The sequence below is a fragment of the Stenotrophomonas sp. AR029 genome, from assembly GCF_047520695.2.
Taxonomy (GTDB): Bacteria; Pseudomonadota; Gammaproteobacteria; order Xanthomonadales; family Xanthomonadaceae; genus Stenotrophomonas; species Stenotrophomonas sepilia.
Genome location: NZ_JAXBQQ020000001.1, coordinates 1,192,101 through 1,209,625, shown reverse-complemented (window position 1 = coordinate 1,209,625; position 17,525 = coordinate 1,192,101). Strand labels below are relative to the sequence as shown.

The 17,525-nt window shown below is 67.1% G+C and carries 15 protein-coding genes; 4 read left to right on the top strand and 11 right to left on the bottom strand.

Annotation, left to right across the window (positions count from 1 at the left end; genetic code table 11):
* Nucleotides 1-12: 12 nt before the first annotated feature.
* Nucleotides 13-2,370 carry a family 20 glycosylhydrolase gene (locus ACM0PB_RS05695; protein ID WP_139727674.1) on the top strand — a complete coding sequence of 786 codons (2,358 nt, stop codon included), beginning with the start codon at nt 13-15 and terminating at the stop codon, nt 2,368-2,370.
* A gap of 118 nt (nt 2,371-2,488) precedes the next feature.
* Here ACM0PB_RS05695 and ACM0PB_RS05690 read toward each other — a convergent pair whose 3' ends face one another.
* Both ACM0PB_RS05690 and ACM0PB_RS05685 read right to left on the bottom strand, forming a co-directional pair.
* Nucleotides 2,489-2,881 carry a VanZ family protein gene (locus tag ACM0PB_RS05690; protein WP_065178046.1) on the bottom strand — a complete coding sequence of 131 codons (393 nt, stop codon included), beginning with the start codon at nt 2,879-2,881 and terminating at the stop codon, nt 2,489-2,491.
* Nucleotides 2,878-4,062, bottom strand: coding sequence for a class I SAM-dependent methyltransferase (locus ACM0PB_RS05685; protein WP_005419345.1), 1,185 nt, complete (start codon nt 4,060-4,062; stop codon nt 2,878-2,880). The genes ACM0PB_RS05690 and ACM0PB_RS05685 overlap by 4 nt, the downstream gene beginning before the upstream one ends.
* A gap of 59 nt (nt 4,063-4,121) precedes the next feature.
* Between ACM0PB_RS05685 and ACM0PB_RS05680 the strand changes: the two genes are divergently transcribed.
* Nucleotides 4,122-4,859 carry a pteridine reductase gene (locus ACM0PB_RS05680; protein WP_005419347.1) on the top strand — a complete coding sequence of 246 codons (738 nt, stop codon included), beginning with the start codon at nt 4,122-4,124 and terminating at the stop codon, nt 4,857-4,859.
* A gap of 65 nt (nt 4,860-4,924) precedes the next feature.
* Here the strand turns inward: ACM0PB_RS05680 and folK are convergent, their stop codons facing one another.
* Nucleotides 4,925-5,410, bottom strand: coding sequence for a 2-amino-4-hydroxy-6-hydroxymethyldihydropteridine diphosphokinase (gene folK / locus ACM0PB_RS05675; protein ID WP_005419350.1), 486 nt, complete (start codon nt 5,408-5,410; stop codon nt 4,925-4,927).
* A gap of 89 nt (nt 5,411-5,499) precedes the next feature.
* Here folK and ACM0PB_RS05670 point away from each other — a divergent pair, with 89 nt between their 5' ends.
* A complete protein-coding gene (locus ACM0PB_RS05670; RefSeq protein ID WP_065178043.1) occupies nt 5,500-6,243 on the top strand; it encodes a proteasome-type protease in 744 nt (247 codons plus the stop codon).
* Nucleotides 6,244-6,317: 74 nt separating this feature from the next.
* On the opposite strand, the gene ACM0PB_RS05665 is transcribed toward ACM0PB_RS05670, so the two are convergent.
* The 4 genes from ACM0PB_RS05665 to ACM0PB_RS05650 all read right to left on the bottom strand — a co-directional run bounded on the left by ACM0PB_RS05665 (nt 6,318) and on the right by ACM0PB_RS05650 (nt 10,705).
* Complete coding sequence (locus tag ACM0PB_RS05665) at nt 6,318-7,829, bottom strand: ATP-binding response regulator (protein WP_005419354.1); 1,512 nt, start codon at nt 7,827-7,829, stop codon at nt 6,318-6,320.
* 4 nt (nt 7,830-7,833) lie between these two features.
* Nucleotides 7,834-8,274, bottom strand: a complete 441-nt coding sequence (locus ACM0PB_RS05660) for a response regulator (RefSeq protein ID WP_005411057.1) — start codon at nt 8,272-8,274, stop codon at nt 7,834-7,836.
* The gene (locus ACM0PB_RS05655) at nt 8,271-10,088 is read right to left on the bottom strand and encodes a sensor histidine kinase (protein WP_005419357.1); all 1,818 of its coding nucleotides are present in this window, start codon (nt 10,086-10,088) and stop codon (nt 8,271-8,273) included. The genes ACM0PB_RS05660 and ACM0PB_RS05655 overlap by 4 nt, the downstream gene beginning before the upstream one ends.
* 230 nt (nt 10,089-10,318) lie before the next feature.
* Complete coding sequence (locus ACM0PB_RS05650) at nt 10,319-10,705, bottom strand: BON domain-containing protein (RefSeq protein WP_053498227.1); 387 nt, start codon at nt 10,703-10,705, stop codon at nt 10,319-10,321.
* A gap of 171 nt (nt 10,706-10,876) precedes the next feature.
* Here ACM0PB_RS05650 and ACM0PB_RS05645 point away from each other — a divergent pair, with 171 nt between their 5' ends.
* Nucleotides 10,877-11,920, top strand: coding sequence for an oxidoreductase (locus ACM0PB_RS05645; RefSeq protein WP_065196480.1), 1,044 nt, complete (start codon nt 10,877-10,879; stop codon nt 11,918-11,920).
* A gap of 184 nt (nt 11,921-12,104) precedes the next feature.
* Here the strand turns inward: ACM0PB_RS05645 and gnd are convergent, their stop codons facing one another.
* The 4 genes from gnd to ACM0PB_RS05625 form a co-directional block, all read right to left on the bottom strand.
* A complete protein-coding gene (gene gnd, locus ACM0PB_RS05640; protein WP_164230296.1) occupies nt 12,105-13,010 on the bottom strand; it encodes a phosphogluconate dehydrogenase (NAD(+)-dependent, decarboxylating) in 906 nt (301 codons plus the stop codon).
* Between the two features lie 10 nt (nt 13,011-13,020).
* Nucleotides 13,021-14,259, bottom strand: a complete 1,239-nt coding sequence (locus tag ACM0PB_RS05635) for a hypothetical protein (RefSeq protein WP_134955848.1) — start codon at nt 14,257-14,259, stop codon at nt 13,021-13,023.
* A 17-nt stretch (nt 14,260-14,276) separates the two neighbouring features.
* On the bottom strand, nt 14,277-14,867 hold the full coding sequence (locus ACM0PB_RS05630; protein WP_164230294.1) for a DUF2242 domain-containing protein: 591 nt from the start codon (nt 14,865-14,867) through the stop codon (nt 14,277-14,279).
* Nucleotides 14,868-15,101: 234 nt separating this feature from the next.
* Nucleotides 15,102-17,279 (bottom strand): carboxy terminal-processing peptidase, encoded by a 2,178-nt coding sequence (locus ACM0PB_RS05625; RefSeq protein WP_005419368.1) that lies wholly within the window; start codon nt 17,277-17,279, stop codon nt 15,102-15,104.
* Between the last annotated feature and the right edge of the window lie 246 nt (nt 17,280-17,525).

Here is a 17,525-nt window from a genome sequence, read left to right as displayed (position 1 = left end):
GGAGTCGTTCCGATGGTCAAGCCTTCCCGCGCCCGGATGCGCAGCGCAGTGCTGCTGGGCAGCCTGCTCGCCCTGTTGCCGGCACTGCCCGCACTCGCCGCCGATCCCACGCCGGCCGCTGAAGCACCGGGTCCGCAGCTGCGTGCCGGCAGCCTGATGCTGATTCCCGCCCCGGCCACGGTGCAGCCCGGCCTGGGTAGCGGCATCACCGTACGCGCCGATACCGCGCTGCACGCCGAAGGCGAAGCCGCGCAGCGCGTCGCCACCCAGTTCGCCGACCTGCTGGCCCGCAGCGGCGGTCCGCGCCTTACGCCGGCCCAAGGCAAGGCGGCAGGCACGTCGGGCAGCATCCGCTTCCAGATCATCCCGACCTTCCGCGACAGTGGTGAGAGCTACACGCTGGAAAGCACCGCGCAGGGCGTGCTGGTGCAGGCCGGCAACGAAACCGGCCTGTTCTACGGCGCAACCACGCTTGCCCAGCTGGCCACGGGTGGCAGCAACGGCGTGCTGCCGGCGGTGCAGATCCAGGACGCGCCGCGCTTCGGCTGGCGCGGTTTCATGCTCGACTCGGCGCGGCACTTCCAGAGCCTGGACGAGATCAAGCATGTGCTCGATGCCATGGCCGCGCACAAGCTCAATACCTTCCATTGGCACCTCACCGATGACCAGGGCTGGCGCATGGAGATCAAGCGCTACCCGAAGCTGACCGAGGTGGGCAGCTGCCGCCTGCCGGCCGGCGACAGTGGCATCGATCTGGCCAGTGGCAAGGAGCATCCTTACTGCGGCTTCTACACGCAGGAGCAGATCCGCGAAGTGATCGCCTATGCCGCCAGGCTGCATATCCAGGTGATTCCAGAAATCGATGTGCCCGGCCATGCCACCGCGGCGATCGCCGCGTACCCGGAACTGGGTTCGATCAACACCCCGCTGAAGCCGATCAGCGAATGGGGCGTGTTCCCGAACCTGTTCAACGTGGAGGACAGCACCGTCACCTTCCTCGAGAACGTACTGGAAGAAGTGATCGCGCTGTTCCCTGCGAAGTACGTGCACGTCGGCGGCGACGAGGCGGTCAAGGACCAGTGGGAAGCCTCGAAACAGGTGCAGCAGCGCATGCGTGCGCTGGGCATCAAGGATGAAATGGCCATGCAGAGCCACATCATCAAGCGCCTGGAGACCTTCCTGGAGCAGCACGACCGGCGCCTGATCGGCTGGGACGAAATCCTCGAAGGCGGCCTACCACCGCAGGCCACGGTGATGTCGTGGCAGGGCACCGAAGGTGGCCTGGCTGCAGCCAGTGCCGGCCATGACGTGGTCATGTCGCCGGTGGGGTACCTGTACCTGGATTACCTGCAGACGGCCTCGCCGAATGAACCGCCGGGCCGCCCGACCCAGGTCAACCTCGGCAAGCTGTACAACTTCGAGCCGGTGCCGGCCGAGCTGGCGGCCGACAAGCGCCAGCACATTCTCGGCCTGCAGGCCAACATGTTTACCGAGCACACGCGCACCTACGCGCGCCTGCAGCACAACCTGTTCCCGCGCCTGGCCGCCGTGGCCGAGACCGGCTGGAGTACGCCGGAACATCGCGACTTCCGCGATTTCCTCGCGCGCCTGCCCGCGCAGCTGCAGCGCTACCGTGCCTGGGGCCTGGCCTACGCGCAGACCCCGTTCGAAGTGGGCGTGGACTACACCGATGATCGCGCGAAAAACTCCGTGACCCTATCGCTGGCCAACCCGCTGGGCTATGAAGTGCGCTACAGCACCGATGGCCAGCCGGTGACCGGGCAGTCGCCGTTGTACCAGCAGCCGCTGACCGCGACGCTGCCGACCACCGTGCAGGCCGCCGCGTTCTACCAGGGCCAGATGCTGGCCGCGAAGCCGACCATCGCCACGTTCACCGCGCAGTCGCTGCTCAGCCGCCGCAGCGATGCGCTGCTCAGCTGCGTGGGCAAGAAGGGGCTGGTGCTGCGCCTGGAAGACGACGGCCCGCGCGAGGGAACGCGTGCGGTGTTCAACGTCGACATCTTCCAGCCATGCTGGCGCTGGCCGCAGGCGCAGCTGGACGGCATCGGCAGCGTGGAGGTCCGCGCGGGCCGCATTCCGTACTACTTCCAGCTGGCCCACGATGAACCCAAGCGTCGCTTCGAAAAGGCCCGGAGCGCACATGGCGAAATGCTGATCCGCCGCGGTGATTGCACGGGCAAGGTGCTGGCTCAGGTACCGCTGCCGGCCACGCCCGATGCCGGTGGCTTCGTGACCCTGCGTGCGGCGCTGCCGAAGGGCACGCAGGGCACGGGTGACCTGTGCATCAACTTCACCGGCGATACGCGCCCGGCGATGTGGGTGCTGGATGAGGTCACGCTGAAGAAGTAACCGCAAGCCTGTCCTGGCGCAATCCATCCACGCATGGCGTGGATCTACTGTAGAGCCGAGCCCATGCTCGGCTGCCTTTCGGGAGGGAGCCGAGCACGGGCTCGGCTCTACAGGAACCTCAGCCCCGCCAGCGCATCAGCAGATCGCGCAACGGGGTCAGCGCCGTGGCCATGCCGGCCAGCACGCCGATCGTGTTGGCCAGCGCATCCATCGGGTCAGCAGTGCGGTTGCTGGTCAGCGCACCCTGCGCGAACTCGATGCCGACGCCCATCAGCACCAGCCCCACGCCCACCCACAGCAGCGGGCGCCCCGGCCGGAACAGCTGCACCGCGCTGCCGGCCAGGATGAAGTAGGCGAGGAAGTGCTCGCCCTTGTCGCTGTTTTCCGGCAGCGGGATCGGCGGTGGTGGGATCAGGCAGACCACGATCACCAGCAACACCGCCAATGTCCAAAGCGCGGTCCACAGCCGCTGCCGCCGCAGCGGCTTGATCAGCGGCAACGCATTGCTCACAGGCGCCAGCTCAGGTCGCCCAGTTCGAACGCCGGCTCGAAATCGACACCACGCTGCAGGCCGATGGCCTGGAAGCGCTCGCCCATCTCGGTCGGCAGGGTCAGCTTCTTCACCTGGTCACGCAGCTGGATGCGGCCGACCTCATCCGTACGCTCTTCGGCCAGCAGCAGCACCTGGTCCAGGCCGTTGCCGAGCAGGAAACTGGCCTGGCTGCAGTACCCCGCCAATTCGAAACCACCGTGCATGCCCGCCTCGGCCATCGCGGTGAAATCCACCGACGCGGTGATGTCCTGCAGGCCGGGCCAACGATGCACGTCGTTATGCACGTGGTGGCGGTAGAACGCGCGGACCGTGCCATCGTCGCGGTCGTGCTGGTAGAACTCGCTGCGGCTGTAGCCGTAATCGACAAACAGCATCGCACCACGCTGCAGGCCGCCAGCCACTGCCTGCAGCCAGTACGGCAGCTGCGGCAGCACCTCGGAGCGGTAACCGTCGGCAAAGGGCTTTTCCAGGTAACGCTCGATGTGGCGCACCGCACCGTTGAGCAGGATGTCAGCGGGCTGCGCGCCACGGATGAAGTTGCCTTCGCCATCAAGCTCGACGGTTTCCTCGTAGACCTCGCCGTCCCGGATCAGGAAGCGCGGGGTCGGCAGCGCGTCGATCACCTCGTTGGCGAACACCACGCCCTCCCACTCCTCCTCGAACGGGCGGTCGATCCAGTCCACGCGCGCGGCCAACTCGGCCGGCAGGTTCTGCTGCAGGCGCTGCTGCTGGCGCTCGCGCAGGTCGGCGCTGGGTTCGAGGATGGCGTAGCGCGACGGCAGCGCGTCCAGTTCGGCCAGGCGCAGCAGCACGGCCTCGGCGAATGCGCCGGTACCGCCCCCCAGTTCCAGCATGCGGGCCTGCGCGCCCAGCTGCGCGAACACCGGCGCCAGCGCATTGGCCACGCTGCCGGCGAACAGGCTGCCGAGCTCGGGTGCGGTGGTGAAGTCGCCGCTGCCACCGAACTTGCTGGCGCCGGCGCTGTAGTAGCCCCAGCCGGGGGTGTACAGGCACAGCTCCATGAAGCGCGAGAACGGCATCGCCCCGCCCTGCGCAAGGATTTCGGCACGCAGGGCGGCCGCCAGCTGGTCGCTGTGGGCCAGGGCATCGGCTTCGGGCAGGGGGAAGGTGGGCTGCATGGCGTCTTCGAATGCGGTGACAATGGTGCACAGGATAGCCGAGCCTTGGAGGACCCTCGATGAGCGATACCCACCCCGTGGTCCTGATCACCGGCAGCGCGCGCCGGATCGGTGCGGCCATCGCCCGCCAGTTCCACGCCTGTGGCTGGTCGGTGGTACTGCATGCCAACACCTCCAGCGCCGAACTGCAGCAGGCCGCGTTCGATTTCGACAATGTGCGGCCGGGCAGCGTGCTTGCGCTGCAGGCCGACCTGCGTGACGCCGACGCCCTGCCCGACCTGGTGGAACAGGCCGTTACCCACTTCGGCCGCCTGGACGCGCTGGTCAACAACGCCTCCAACTTCTATGCCACCCCGCTCGGCCAGGTCACGGCCGAGGCGATGGACGAGCTGTATGCGGTCAATGCGCGCGCGCCACTGCTGCTGTCACAGGCGGCCGCGCCCTACCTGCGCCGCCAGCAGGGCTGCATCGTCAACCTGACCGACCTGCACGGCACCGATCCGATGCGCGACCACATCGCCTACACGATGGCCAAGGCCGCGCTGGAGATGGCCACCCGTTCGTTGGCGCTGGAGCTGGCGCCGAAAGTGCGGGTCAATGCGGTGGCGCCCGGCGCGATCCTGTGGCCCGAACAGGGCAAGGACGATTTCGCCCGCGAGGCGCTGCTGGCGCGCACGCCTTTGGCGCGGATCGGTACGGTCGAGGAGATTGCCGAAGCGGTGTACTGGCTGGTGGCCGAAGCCAGCTTCGTCACCGGCCACACATTGCGCGTGGATGGCGGGCGCACGGTAAGTTGAGGCGCTGCCGGGATCCACAACAGGGTCAGATCCCTTTTCCCGCCGGGAAAAGGGATCTGACCCCATCACTCAAGGTCAACCACCTCGAACGCCTCGCCAAACTGCGCGTGCGCGCGCCACAGCGTGGCCAGGTCCAGCCCGCTGACCGGATCGATGAAGTCTGGCGCGATGTCGGCCAGCGGCTTCAGCACGAAGGCATGCTTCAGTTCGGGACGGGGAATGCGCAGGTGGCCGGGACCTTCCACCACCAGGTCGCCGTAGAACACCACGTCGATATCCAGGGTGCGGTCGGAGAAGCGCGGCCCGCTGCGGTCGCGGCCGTGCGCGTCTTCCAGCGCATGCAGCCAGTCGTCCAGTTCCTGCAGCGGCAAGTCCGTCTCGATCGCCACCGCGTTGTTGAGGAAGGCCGGGCCGTCGAAGCCGACCGCGGCGGTACGGTAGGCCGGCGAGACCTGCAGCGCGCCGAAGCGCTCGCGCAGGGCCGCCACCGCGGCGTGGAGGTAGCGGCGGGGCTGGACATTGCTGCCCAGGCTCAGGAGCACGGTCGTCATGCGGTTCAGGTGGCAGCGATGGGGGCGTGGACATGCCGTCGTCACGGCGGCCTGCCTACAATCCGGGACGCACATGATAGGGCACCGACATGACCTATTGCGTTGGAATCGAGGTGGACGAGGGCCTGGTCTTCGCTGCCGACACCCGGACCAATGCCTCGCTGGACGATGTACGCGTGCATCGCAAGCTGCACGTGTTCGAATATCCCGGCCAGGCAGCCTACGTGCTGATGGCGGCTGGCAACCTGGCCACCACCCAGTTGCTGGTGTCGCGCCTGGGGCGCGATGCCGACGAACGGCGCTCACCCAACCTGCGCGACATGACTCACCTTTTCGAGGCCGCCGCGTACGTTGGCCAGTTGCTGGTGGACAGCCAGGTGCACAGCAGCCACAGTGAACATGGCCACGATGGGGTCAATACCCAGGCCACGCTGATCTTCGGCGGCCAGATTGCCGGTGAGCGGCCTGGGCTGTACATGATCTACCCGCTCGGCAACGCCATCGCCGCCTCACCGGAGACGCCCTACCTGCAGATCGGTGAATCCAAGTACGGCAAGCCGATCCTCGACCGCATCCTCAGCCCCGCCACGCGCCTGGAGGATGCCGCCCGCACGGCGATCGTCTCGTTGGACTCCACCATCCGTTCCAATCTGTCGGTAGGCCTGCCGATCGACCTGGCGCTGCTGCGCGACGGTGAACTGCGCATCGGCCAGCAACTGCGGCTGGGCGCGGATTCAGCGCTGTACGCCGATATCCACCAGAACTGGTCACGGCGCCTGGAACAGGCGGTGGACGCCCTGCCGCGGTTCCCCTGGGAAACGCTGGACCGGTAGTGCAGGCCGCTGGCCGGCAACCGCAATGATCCCACCGCACGGGGATGCCGGCCAGCGGCCGGCACTACCCTTTGTCAGCCCAGCGCCTCGGCCACTGCGCGGAACACCTGTTGCATCTGCAGCGGCTTGCGCAGTACATGGACGTCCACGCCGGCCGGGAAGGCATCGGCAGGCACCGCCACCGCCGCATCCTCCAGCACCAGCGCCGGGCCGCGATAGCCCAGCGCAGCCATCTCGCCCAGCAGCTGGCTGGCCGGCAGCAGCTTTGAGCCGGCGTCTGCAATCACCAGCGCCGGCATCGCCTCCTGCTGCATCCAGCGCAGCGCCGCCGGGCCATCGGAGGCCAGCTGCAGCTGATACCCCTGGCTGGACAGCGCGTTGCCGAGCAGCGACAGGCGCGTAGCTTCGCCGTCGACCACCAGGATCGACTGGCCACTGCCCAGGGCCACCAGCTGCTCGATCGGCTCGCTGCCGTCGCTGGCTTCGTGCATCGGCAAGCGCAGCTCGAAGCAGGTGCCCTGCCCCGGCTGGCTGCTGACATGGATGCTGCCGCCGGCGCCTTCGACGATGCGCTTGCAGGAAATCAGACCCAGGCCGGTGCCATCGGCCTTGGTGGTGAAGAACGGATTGAACAGGTGCGACAGCGTGTCCGCATCCATGCCGATGCCTTCGTCGGACACGCAGATCTGCATCCAGTCCACGCCATCGCGCTGCCCGGCATGGCTGGCGGTCAGGCTCAGGCGGCCACCGTTGGGCATCGCCTGGATCGCGTTGAGCGCCAGGTTCAGCATTACCTGCTGCAGTTCGGTGTAGTTGGCGTCGACCACCAGGCCTTCGTCCAGCACCTGCAGTTCCAGGCGCACGGCATCGGGCACGTTGCTGCGCAACAGCAGCGCCACCGCGTCGAACAGGCCGTCGATCTCGATGCGCTCGCTCGGCTTGCGCGAACCACGCACGAACGACAGCATCGACTCGGCCATCTCATGGCCGCGGCGGCCACACTCGGCGATGACGTCGGCCAGGTGGTGCAGCTGCGGATCCTCGGTGCGGGCCTTCAGCAGGTCCGGCATGATCAGCAACGGCTGCAGGATGTTGCGCAGGTCGTGGCTGAGCCCGGCGGCAAGCAGGGACAGGCTTTCCAGGCGCTGCGCACGCATCAGTTCGGTTTCCACGCGTGCGCGCTCGACCGCACTGCGTGCATCGCGGATCGCACGCGCGACCGCCGAAGGCAGGCGCGCAGGCTGGTGCTTGATGATGTAGTCGTTGGCGCCCTTCTGCAGCGCCGCTACCGCATTCTCCTCACCCATCGTGCCGGAGACGAAGATGAAGGGCACCTCCGGTGAGGTCTCGCGCACGATACGCAGCGCGTCGTCACCGGAGAACCCCGGCATGCTCAGGTCGGACAGCACGATGTCCGGCTGGAACACAGCCAGTGCCTGGCGCAGTTCCGCCTCGCTCTCCACACGCTCGAAGCGGGCCTCCAGGCCCGCGTCGAGCATCTGTTCGGACATCAGCTCGGCATCTTCCGGTGAGTCTTCCACCAGCAGGATGCGCAGCGCCCCCAGGGCGGGACCGGTCAGGGGCATGGGCTCACTCGAGTTCCGGTGCCTGGTTGATCAATGCCCAGAACTTGCCCAGCGTCTGCACCGCGCCGAAGAACTGGTCCACGTCCACCGGCTTGACCACGTAGGCGTTCACGCCCATGTCCCAGCTGCGGGCCAGGTCACTTTCCTCGCGCGAAGACGACAGGATCACCACCGGCAGGCGCTTGAGTTCTTCGTGCTCGCGGATCTGCCGCAGCACTTCCAGGCCATCCATGCGCGGCATCTTGATGTCCAGCAGCAGCACCGCCGGCAAGCCTTCCTCGCGGTTGGCGAAGGCGCCGCGGCGCAGCAGGTAGTCCATCACTTCCACGCCGTCCTCGACGTGCACGATGGGATTGGCCAGACGCGCTTCTTCCAGGGCGTCGATCGCCATTTCGGCATCCGCCGGGCTGTCTTCGGCGAGAAGAATGGTGCGCAGAGTCGTCATGCAGAGGGACCTTGTTTGTCCGCGTCGGTCGCGGGGGGCAGGTAGAAGTGGAAAGCAGCGCCGACGTCCGGTTCGGCCTCGGCCCAGATACGGCCACCATGGCGGGTCAGCACGCGGCGCACGCTGGCCAGGCCGATGCCGGTCCCCGGGTAGTCACTGGCCTTGTGCAGGCGCTGGAACACACCGAACAGCTTGCCGGCGTAGGCCATGTCAAAGCCTGCACCATTGTCGCTGACCGTGAACTGATGGCCGCCGTCGGGCTGCTGCTGGTAGTCAACGCGGATCTTCGCCGGTTCGCGGTTGCCCGAGTACTTCACTGCGTTGCCGAGCAGGTTGAGCCAGACCTGGCGGATCATGTTTTCGTCGCCCACCACGATCGGCAGCGGCGCGATGCTCCACTCCACCTGGTGCGCATGGCCGCTGTTCTCGGCCTCGGCCTGCAGATTGGAATCGAGCATGGCGCGGGTGTCGGCCACCAGCGACTGCATGTCCACCGCCTGCTGCCGCATCGCCGCACGGCCAAGTCGCGAGTAGACCAGCAGGTCGTCGATCAACGCTGCCATGCGCCGGGCCGAACTGGAAATCACGTCCAGATAGTGGCGGCTCTTGTCATCAGCCTGGTCGCCGAGGTGGCGCGACAGCTTGTCGGAGAATCCTGCCACGTGGCGCAGCGGTGCACGCAGGTCATGCGAGACCGAATAGCTGAAGGCCTCCAGCTCGCGGTTGACCTCGGACACCTGCGCAACCTTGCCTTCCAGCTGGCGGTTCAGCTCTTCGACGCGCAGCTGCACTGCGCGCTGCATGGTGACGTCGCTGATGGTCAGCAGCACCACCTCGTCATCGCTGTCGGGCAGCGGCATGCGCCGCGCGTTGAGCAGCATGTAGCGCACCATGCCGTCGGCGGTGCGCTGCTCGTGCTCGAAGTCCCACAGTTCGCGACCGCGCGACAGTACGTCGGCCAGGCGCTGCCGGACCACCGGGTCCTGCCATGCGTTGTCGCCAACGTTTTCCAGCAGCAGGCCGTCGGCGCGCTCGTCCTGCAGGCCGTACAGCTCAGCGAATGCTGGATTGTGCAGCTGCACGCGCAGGTCGCGGTCGAGCAGCACGATCGGTTCGCGCACGGTCTGCAGCACCGACGCCGCACGTGCAGCCGAGCGCAGCGATTGCCGCTCCGCATGCAGGCGACGGCCGATCTGCCGCTGCAGCAGCCACAGCACCAGGCCGAGCAGCGCCAGCTGGATCACCAGCGAACTCCACGACACCAGTTCGGTCTGCTTGCGCTGGCGTGCCGCCTGCTCGGCGCGCAGCGCCAGCAGCTTCTGCTCGCTGGCCTGCAGTTCTTCCACCAGCCCGCGGATGGGATAGCGCGTACTCAGGTCCTGCACCAGCTCGCGCTGGTCGCTGTTCGGTTCGGACCTGGCCAACTCGCGGGCAAGTGCCATGCGGCCTTCCAGCATCGATTCGATCCGACCGATGCGGATCAGCTGGTCGGGATTGTCGCGGGTCATCCGGCCCAGTTCGGCCAGGCGCCCGGGAATTTCATCGGCCCGGGCCATGCGTTCGCGCAGGCCGGGGGCATCCACGCCCTTGGACAGGGTCAACGCGGCCGATTCGACATCGCGCACATCGGCCTGCAGTTGCTGCAGTGCCACGCCCACGGCCTGGGTGTGGTTGACCCAGGCCATCGCTTGTTCGCTGTCCTGCTGCAGTTTACGCAGGGTCAACCACGGCACCACGATGATCGCGGCGGCGGCCAGCGCCAAGGCCGGCAACCGCCAGCGGTCCCAGATGTCGTCACTGAAAACCAGCGCCATAGTTCCTCGTCAGCTCTGCCGCGACGCGTTGGCCGGGTCGAGCCCGGTTGCGGCGGAACCGGCAATATAGCGCAGGCGGTCACAACTCTGGAATTTCCAGCGCGGTCGGCTGAACGGGTTGGCAATCAGACCTGTAGGGCCAAGCCCATGCTCGGCTGCCTTGGAGTGCCAGCCGAGCATGGCTCGGGTCTACAGGTCAGCGGGCGCCCCACGCGGGGCGCCCAACCGGTTCAGCGCTTGGCGGCAGCGCTGACCTTCAATGCGGCGGCATCGACGCGGGTCACGCCCTTGATGCCCTTGGCGGTGGTGACCGCCTTGTCCTTCTCGGCCTGGGTGGCCACGGTGCCGCTCAGGCTGACCACGCCGTTCACCGTTTCCACCTTGATCTCGGTGCCCGGGACGTTGCTGCTGGTCAGCAGGTCCGCCTTCACCTTGGTGGTGATCCAGCTGTCGGTCACCGGTTCGTTGGAATCATGGCGATCCGCGTGGGTAGCCGGATGTGCGCTGGTGGTCGGCGGGCTCTTCGCGGCCGGGTCCTTGGCGAATGCGGCCGAGGAGGACAGTGCCAGGCCCAGCGTCAGGGCAGAAGCAATCAGCGTGCGAGTGGTATTGCTCATCGTGTCGTTCTCCTTCGGGATGTGCTGCCAGTCTGGACAAGCGCACGTGGAGCAGGCGTGGCGTCGTGGTCATGCCGCCGTGAATCGAAGCGTTTCCAACGGCAACGGTTCAGTTTTGGGCTGTCCGCATCTGTCGTTTACCCTGCCCTTCCCCCCTGCCGGAGCTCTGCCATGCGCCCCGACCTGCACCTGGCCCTGATCGGCTACGGCCTCGCCGGCCGCGTCTTCCATGCCCCTCTGATCCAGCACACGCCCGGCCTTGTCCTGCACAGCATCGTCAGCTCGCAGCGCGACACGTTGCTGCGCACGTTCAGCAACGTACACGTGCGTGCAACGCCACAGGACGTGTTCGACGATCCAGCGGTGGATGCGGTGGTGATCGCCACGCCGAACGAACAGCACGCGCCGCTGGCGATGGCCGCGCTGGCCGCCGGCAAGCACGTGCTGGTCGACAAACCCTTTGCGCTGGATGTGGCCGAAGCGGAAACAGTACTGGCCGCAGCACGCGACGCCGGCCGCATCGCCACCGTGTTCCAGAACCGGCGCTTCGATGCCGACTTCCTCACGCTGCAGGCGCTGCTGTCCGAAGGCACGCTGGGCGAGGTGGCCGAATGCCATGCGCATTTCGACCGCTACCGGCCGCAGGTGCGCGACCGTTGGCGCGAACAGGACGGGCCAGGCAGTGGCCTGTGGTACGACCTCGGCCCGCACCTGCTGGACCAGATGCTGGTGCTGTTCGGCTGGCCCGACGCCATCGATGCGGATCTGGCCGTGCAGCGCCAAGGTGGCGCCGGCATCGACTACTTCCACGCCGTACTGCACTACCCACGGCATCGCGCCATCGTGCATGCCGGTTCGCTGGTGGCTGCCCCTGCCCCGCACTTCAGCGTGCATGGCAGCAAGGCCAGCTGGATCAAGTACGGCCTGGATGTGCAGGAGGCCCAGCTGCGCCGCGGCGTAGCGCCGGGTGCGCCCGGATGGGGCATCGATCCCCGGCATGGCGAACTGGTGCACTGTGATGCAGAAGACAATGTTCTGCGCAGCACCGTCGACAACCTGCCCGGCGACTATCGTCGGTTGTATGCGCAGTTCGCAGCGGCGATGCACGGCGACGGCGAAGCGACGGTCAGCCCGATGCAGGCATTGCAGTTGATGCGGCTGCTGCAGGCCGGCATGGACAGCGCGCGCGAAGGGCGGCGGATCGCGTTGCACTGACCAGTAGATCCACGCCATGCGTGGATGACGTGGCAACGATCGGAGACGGCTTTTGTAGAGTCGAGCCATGCTCGACTGGCTGTATGGGGTCAGAACCCTTTCCTGCGGAAAGGGATCCCACCCTGATCTGCCCGGGGTCGGATCCCTTCGGCAACGCCGAAGGGCTCTGACCCCACCGCAGTGCTTACGACTTCTTGATGGCGTGGCCGCCGAATTCATTGCGCATCGCCGACAGCAGGCGGTCGGTGAACGAATTGGATTCCCGCGAACGCAGGCGTTCCAGCAGCGACAACGTGATCACCGGTGCCGGCACGTCCAGTGCGATGGCTTCGGCCACGGTCCAGCGGCCTTCGCCGGAATCCTCCACGTATGGCGCGATGCCATCCAGCGACGGATTGCGCTTGAGGGCTTCGGCGCTCAGGTCCAGCAGCCACGAGCGCACCACGCTGCCGTGACGCCACACCTCGGCTACCTGGGCCAGGTCCAGCGCCATCTCCTGCTTGCGCTCCATCAGCGCGAAGCCTTCGGCATAGGCCTGCATCATCCCGTACTCGATGCCGTTGTGGACCATCTTGGTGAAATGGCCGGCGCCGGATGGACCAACACGCGCCCAGCCACGATCTTCAGCCGGTGCCAGCGTGCGCAGCAGCGGTGCGATCTGCTCCACCACCGGCGCTTCGCCACCGACCATCAGGCTGTAGCCTTCCTGCAGGCCCCACACGCCGCCGCTGGTGCCACAGTCGACGTAGCCCAGATCGTCCTCCGCCAGCGCCTTGGCGCGACGGATCGAGTCCTGGTAGTTGGAGTTGCCGCCGTCGATGACGATGTCACCCTCGGCCAGGTGCGGGGTCAGCTGTCCCAGCGTCTGGTCGACGGTTTCACCCGCCGGCACCATCAGCCACACCACGCGCGGCACCGGCAGCGCGGCCACGGCGGCGGCCAGCGAATCAACCACCTCCAGGCCGGCCTCTGCAGCACGCTGGCGCGCACTTTCGCCCGGGTCGTAGCCGACCACGCGGTGGCCGCCGCGATGCAGGCGCTGGGCCATGTTGGCGCCCATGCGGCCGAGGCCGATCATTGCAATATCCATTGTTTCACCTTCAGTTGGGGTCTAGGGTCAGGCTGCCTGGCCTGCCGGTAGCCGCGCAGTGGCGCAGCTGCGCCTCGCGCCAACGCCGGTAGAGCGTGGTATGCAGATTGTGCACCGCCAGGTCGATCGAAAACGGCGTTCTCGGGTTGCGATCGAGCAGGCGGACGATGTGGTAGCCGATAGGACGTATACCGCGCGGATGCACGTAGATCACGAACTGCTGGTAGAACGGATCGTCCAGCAGCTGATCCATGCGCACCAGAGCCGCGTGGTAGCGCGGTGCCAGGCGCGCGCGCAGCTGTGGATCGCGCTCGAACAGCAGGCGCTCGAAATAGCGCTGGCCGATGCGCGGGATGTCCTGCGCCAGTTTCCAGAGCTCGGCATTGCGCTGGTCGTACCAGGCCAGGCCAGCGTGCAGTGCCAGCGCCTGCGCAGCGCCCTCGCCCACCTCGACCACCACGAAGTTCTCGGCCTGGTTGCTCAGGTCGTCCAGCGTGCCTTTGTCGTACACATGTTCGATGAAACCGGGCACGCCCACGAACGCCTGCCGCCCCATCGCCGAGGTGCGCACCGCCTTGCCATCGGCGAAGAAGTCGCCCGCATGCGCGCCGAGCAGGATGCTGTCGGTGTCGTGCAGCGCGAGGAAGGTGCCGATCGACAGTTCCTCCGCTGCGAACCCTGTGTCGAACGCAGCATCGCCATACAGCTCGCGCTGGGTGGCCAGCTGTGCGACCTGGCGGCCGACACCGCATTCGGCACGCACGGCACCGCTGTAGAACGCCTCCAGCGCATGGCTGTTGCCCGCGCGGGGCACGAAGCCACGACCGAAACTGCGTGTACGCTGCCAACCCTGTGCCGGTGCGCCCTGCAATCCGAAGCCGATCCATCCCAGCTGCGGGCCGGAGAAGCGGAACGTGGGATTGCCCTGCAATGCCGAAGTCGCGCGCCGCGTGGCCGCCCCCAGCTCAAAGGCATAGGCGCAGACGGTGGCGGGGTCATCCAGCAGCTGCTGCAGAAGTGCGTGCCGAGCAGCAGCGGGCAACGCCGTCGGCCACCGCACCTGCAGGTCGCCGGCCGCTTGTGAATCAGCCAGCGAGGCACGCGTACATACGGGACCACCGCGCACCTGCGGCGCGGTGAGGGACGCTTCTTCGAAGCGCCACCCCAACCGCTGCAGCAGGCCCTGCGTACAGTCCGGGGATGGCGCTGCCACGACCCACGCGGGCGCCAGCAGCAGGGCTGCAATCAGCCACCTGCCGCGCACTCTCAGCCCTGGTCCGTAACCGCCGGTGCGGGTTCCGGCGCCGCGGCCGGCGATGGCGATGGCGTGCCCGCCGCGGCCGGCAGATACTGCTGCAGGCGCTGGAAGAAGCGACGATAGAACTCGGCATCCGTGACCGTGCTGCTGGCCACCTTCACCAGCGAGTCGTCGTTGCTGCCGAACGGCAGCGACACCGAGCCCAGCGCACCCACGCCGACACTGGCCGAGGTCGGGCTCTTCTTCAGCGCGTAGCGGTCCTGCACGGCACTGACGAATACCAGCGTCTGGCTGCCGCGCGGGGCGCACGAGATGCGCAGCACCAGCTGCTCATGGTCATCCTCGCGCGGCTGGAAGTTCTTGCTGCCCTCCACCTGTGCATCATCGGAACGGGCGATGGCATAGCCTTGGCTGAGCAGCGTGCGGCGCGCGGCCTCGCAGGCTTCGCCGGGGCGTCCCTCAACGGTGCGCGAGAAGGTATCGCCGGAATCGAAAGACTCGCGCAGCACGGTGCTGTCGGCGGCGCGGCCACCACAGGCCGAAAGGATCAAGGCGCTGGCGCACGCCACGGCAGCGCTGGAAAGACGGGAGGCCCGCATGGGTACTCCTGCGAGAACGGAAGCACCAAGGGTAGTCCCGCCCCCGTGTGCGGCAGGTCGATATGGCCCCCCACGTTGCTCCCGGTTCATGCACGTAAAAGGGGACGGAGGGGATCAAGTCGTTTGCGGCACTTCACTGGTCCGGACATGGCCCGGCGCGACCGGGAATGGGCTTCCCAAACAAGAAGGGGCCGGCAATGCCGGCCCCTGCGAATGTCGCGCGCCGTCTCCGGCTCAGTCCGCCCAACGCCCCGCGCCGGTGGACTGCGGCAGCACCTGGGCCGACAGCGGACGGTCATTGGCCAGCAGGTTCACCGCGTCGGCCAGGATCGAGGCCGACTCGCGCAGCAGCGGGTCCGGACGCTTTTCGGCGGCCTTTTCGCGGGCGGCATCCTTCACGATGTCGCGCTCGTTGCCGGTCAGGCCATCATCACTGCTGTCATCGGCCAGCGGGTCCAGGGCCAGGCCCAGCTCCTTGCGCTGCAGCTGGCGTTCCTTGCGCTGGGCGTCCTGGCGCTCGCGTTCGGCGCGACGGGTGGCCTCGTTGAGCGAGATGTACTTCTTCGCCGCCTCGGTCCGGAACTGCTGCACGTCCTCGTTCCACCACTGGAATTCCTTGTCGGTGGCGATTCGCGCGTCGTGGCGGGCCTCCAGCTTCGGCAGCAGCGGCGCGAAGTTGCCGTACTGGGTGTGCGGCACGGCGGCGATGCGGGTCCACGGCAGGGCGTTATCGTAGGTGCTCTCGCCGAACTCGGTGGCATCGACGCTGGCCGGGAAGGCCAGGTCCGGCACCACGCCCTTGTGCTGGGTGCTGCTGCCGCTGATGCGGAAGAACTGGGCGATGGTCAGCTTGACCTGGCCGAAGCGCTGGGTCTCGCCACTCGGCCAGCGGTCGAGGTCGACGATGTTCTGCACGGTGCCCTTGCCGAAGCTGGTTTCACCGATCACCAGGCCACGACCATAATCCTGGATCGCACCAGCGAAGATCTCCGAGGCCGAAGCCGAACCGCGGTTGATCAGCACCGCCAGCGGGCCATCCCACGCCACGCCCTGGTTGCGGTCGCTGTTGACGGTGACGCGGCCACCGGACTCGCGCACCTGCACCACCGGGCCCTGCTCGATGAACAGGCCGGTCAGTTCGATGGCTTCATCCAGCGAACCGCCGCCGTTGTTGCGCAGGTCCAGCACCACGCCGTCCAGCTTGTCGTTCTTGAAACCAGCCAGCAGCTTGGCCACGTCGCGGGTGGCCGAGGCATAGTCGGCGGCGTTGCGGCGGCGGCCTTCGAAATCCTGGTAGAAGGTCGGCAGCTTGATCACACCAATCTTCCGTGCCGGCTCGCCGTTGGCGGCCGGAATGGTCATGGTCTCGCCCTTGGCGGCCTGTTCGGCCAGGCGCACCTTCTGCCGGGTCAGCACCAGGGTGTGGTGCTTGCCATCGGCACCTTCGGCAGCCGGAATGAACTCCAGCTTGACCTGGGTGTCCTTGGCGCCGCGGATCTTGGCGACCACATCGTCGATGCGCCAGCCGATCACGTCCTCGACCTGGCCAGACTTGCCCTGGCCAACGCCAACGATGCGGTCACCCGGCTTCAGCGTGCCGTCCACCGCAGCCGGGCCGCCGGCGATGATCTCGCGGATCACCACCACGTCGTCCTGGCGCTGCAGCTGCGCACCGATGCCTTCCAGCGACAGCGACATCGCCTGGTTGAAGTTCTCGGCCGTGCGCGGGGTGAAGTAATCGGTGTGCGGATCAACCGCGCTGGTGTACGAATTCATGAAGAACTGGAAGACGTCTTCGCCCTTCAGCTCGTTGACCGACTTTTCCAGCGTCGCGTAGCGCTTGTCCAGCGTCTTGCGGATATCGTCCGGCTTCTTGCCTGCCAGCTTCAGGCGCAGCCAGTCGTTCTTCACCGACTTGCGCCACAGCTCATCCAGCTCGGCGCTGCTGGCCGCCCACGGCACCTTCTTGCGGTCGTACTCGAAGCGCTCGTCGGTGGTGAAGTCCGGCTCCTGCTTGAGCAGCTTGCGCGCAAAGGCCACACGTTCGCCGACACGCTGCTTGTAGACCGCGAACACCTGGAACGCCGGTTCCAGTTCGCCGCCACGGATGGCCGAGGAGATGTTGGCTTCGAAGGGCGCGAAGCGCGCCACGTCGGCCTGGGTGAAATACTGCTTGGCGCCGTCCAGCGTCTCCAGATAGCGCTTGAACACGTCCTTGGAGGTGGCCTCGTCCAGCGCACGCGGGCGGTAGGCGTAACGACTGTCGGACAACAGGCCATACACCAGCTTGGAGGTGGTCACCTGATCGGCAGTCGCCGCAGCGGGCAATGCAGGCGAGTCGGCCTTGGCCGCCAGCGCCAGCGGCGCGACCAGCGCCAGGGCCATCAGGAATGCGGGGGCTTTGAATTTCATTGACGTGCTCGAAGGCGCCTTGCCAAGGGGGAGACTGCAGGGTGTTCAGACACCCCGACAGTGCCGAAAGTTGCCGGGTTTGTCACCCGGCCGCGCTCGGTGGAAAACCAGCCTAGCGGGGCCGGTGTAGCAAATTGTGAATGCATGTAGAGCCGAGCCCATGCTCGGCTGGCCGGCAGCAAGCAGCCGAGCATGGGCTCGGCTCTACCGCAGGCAGAGGTGTGGGGGCCCAACGGGCGCCCCCCC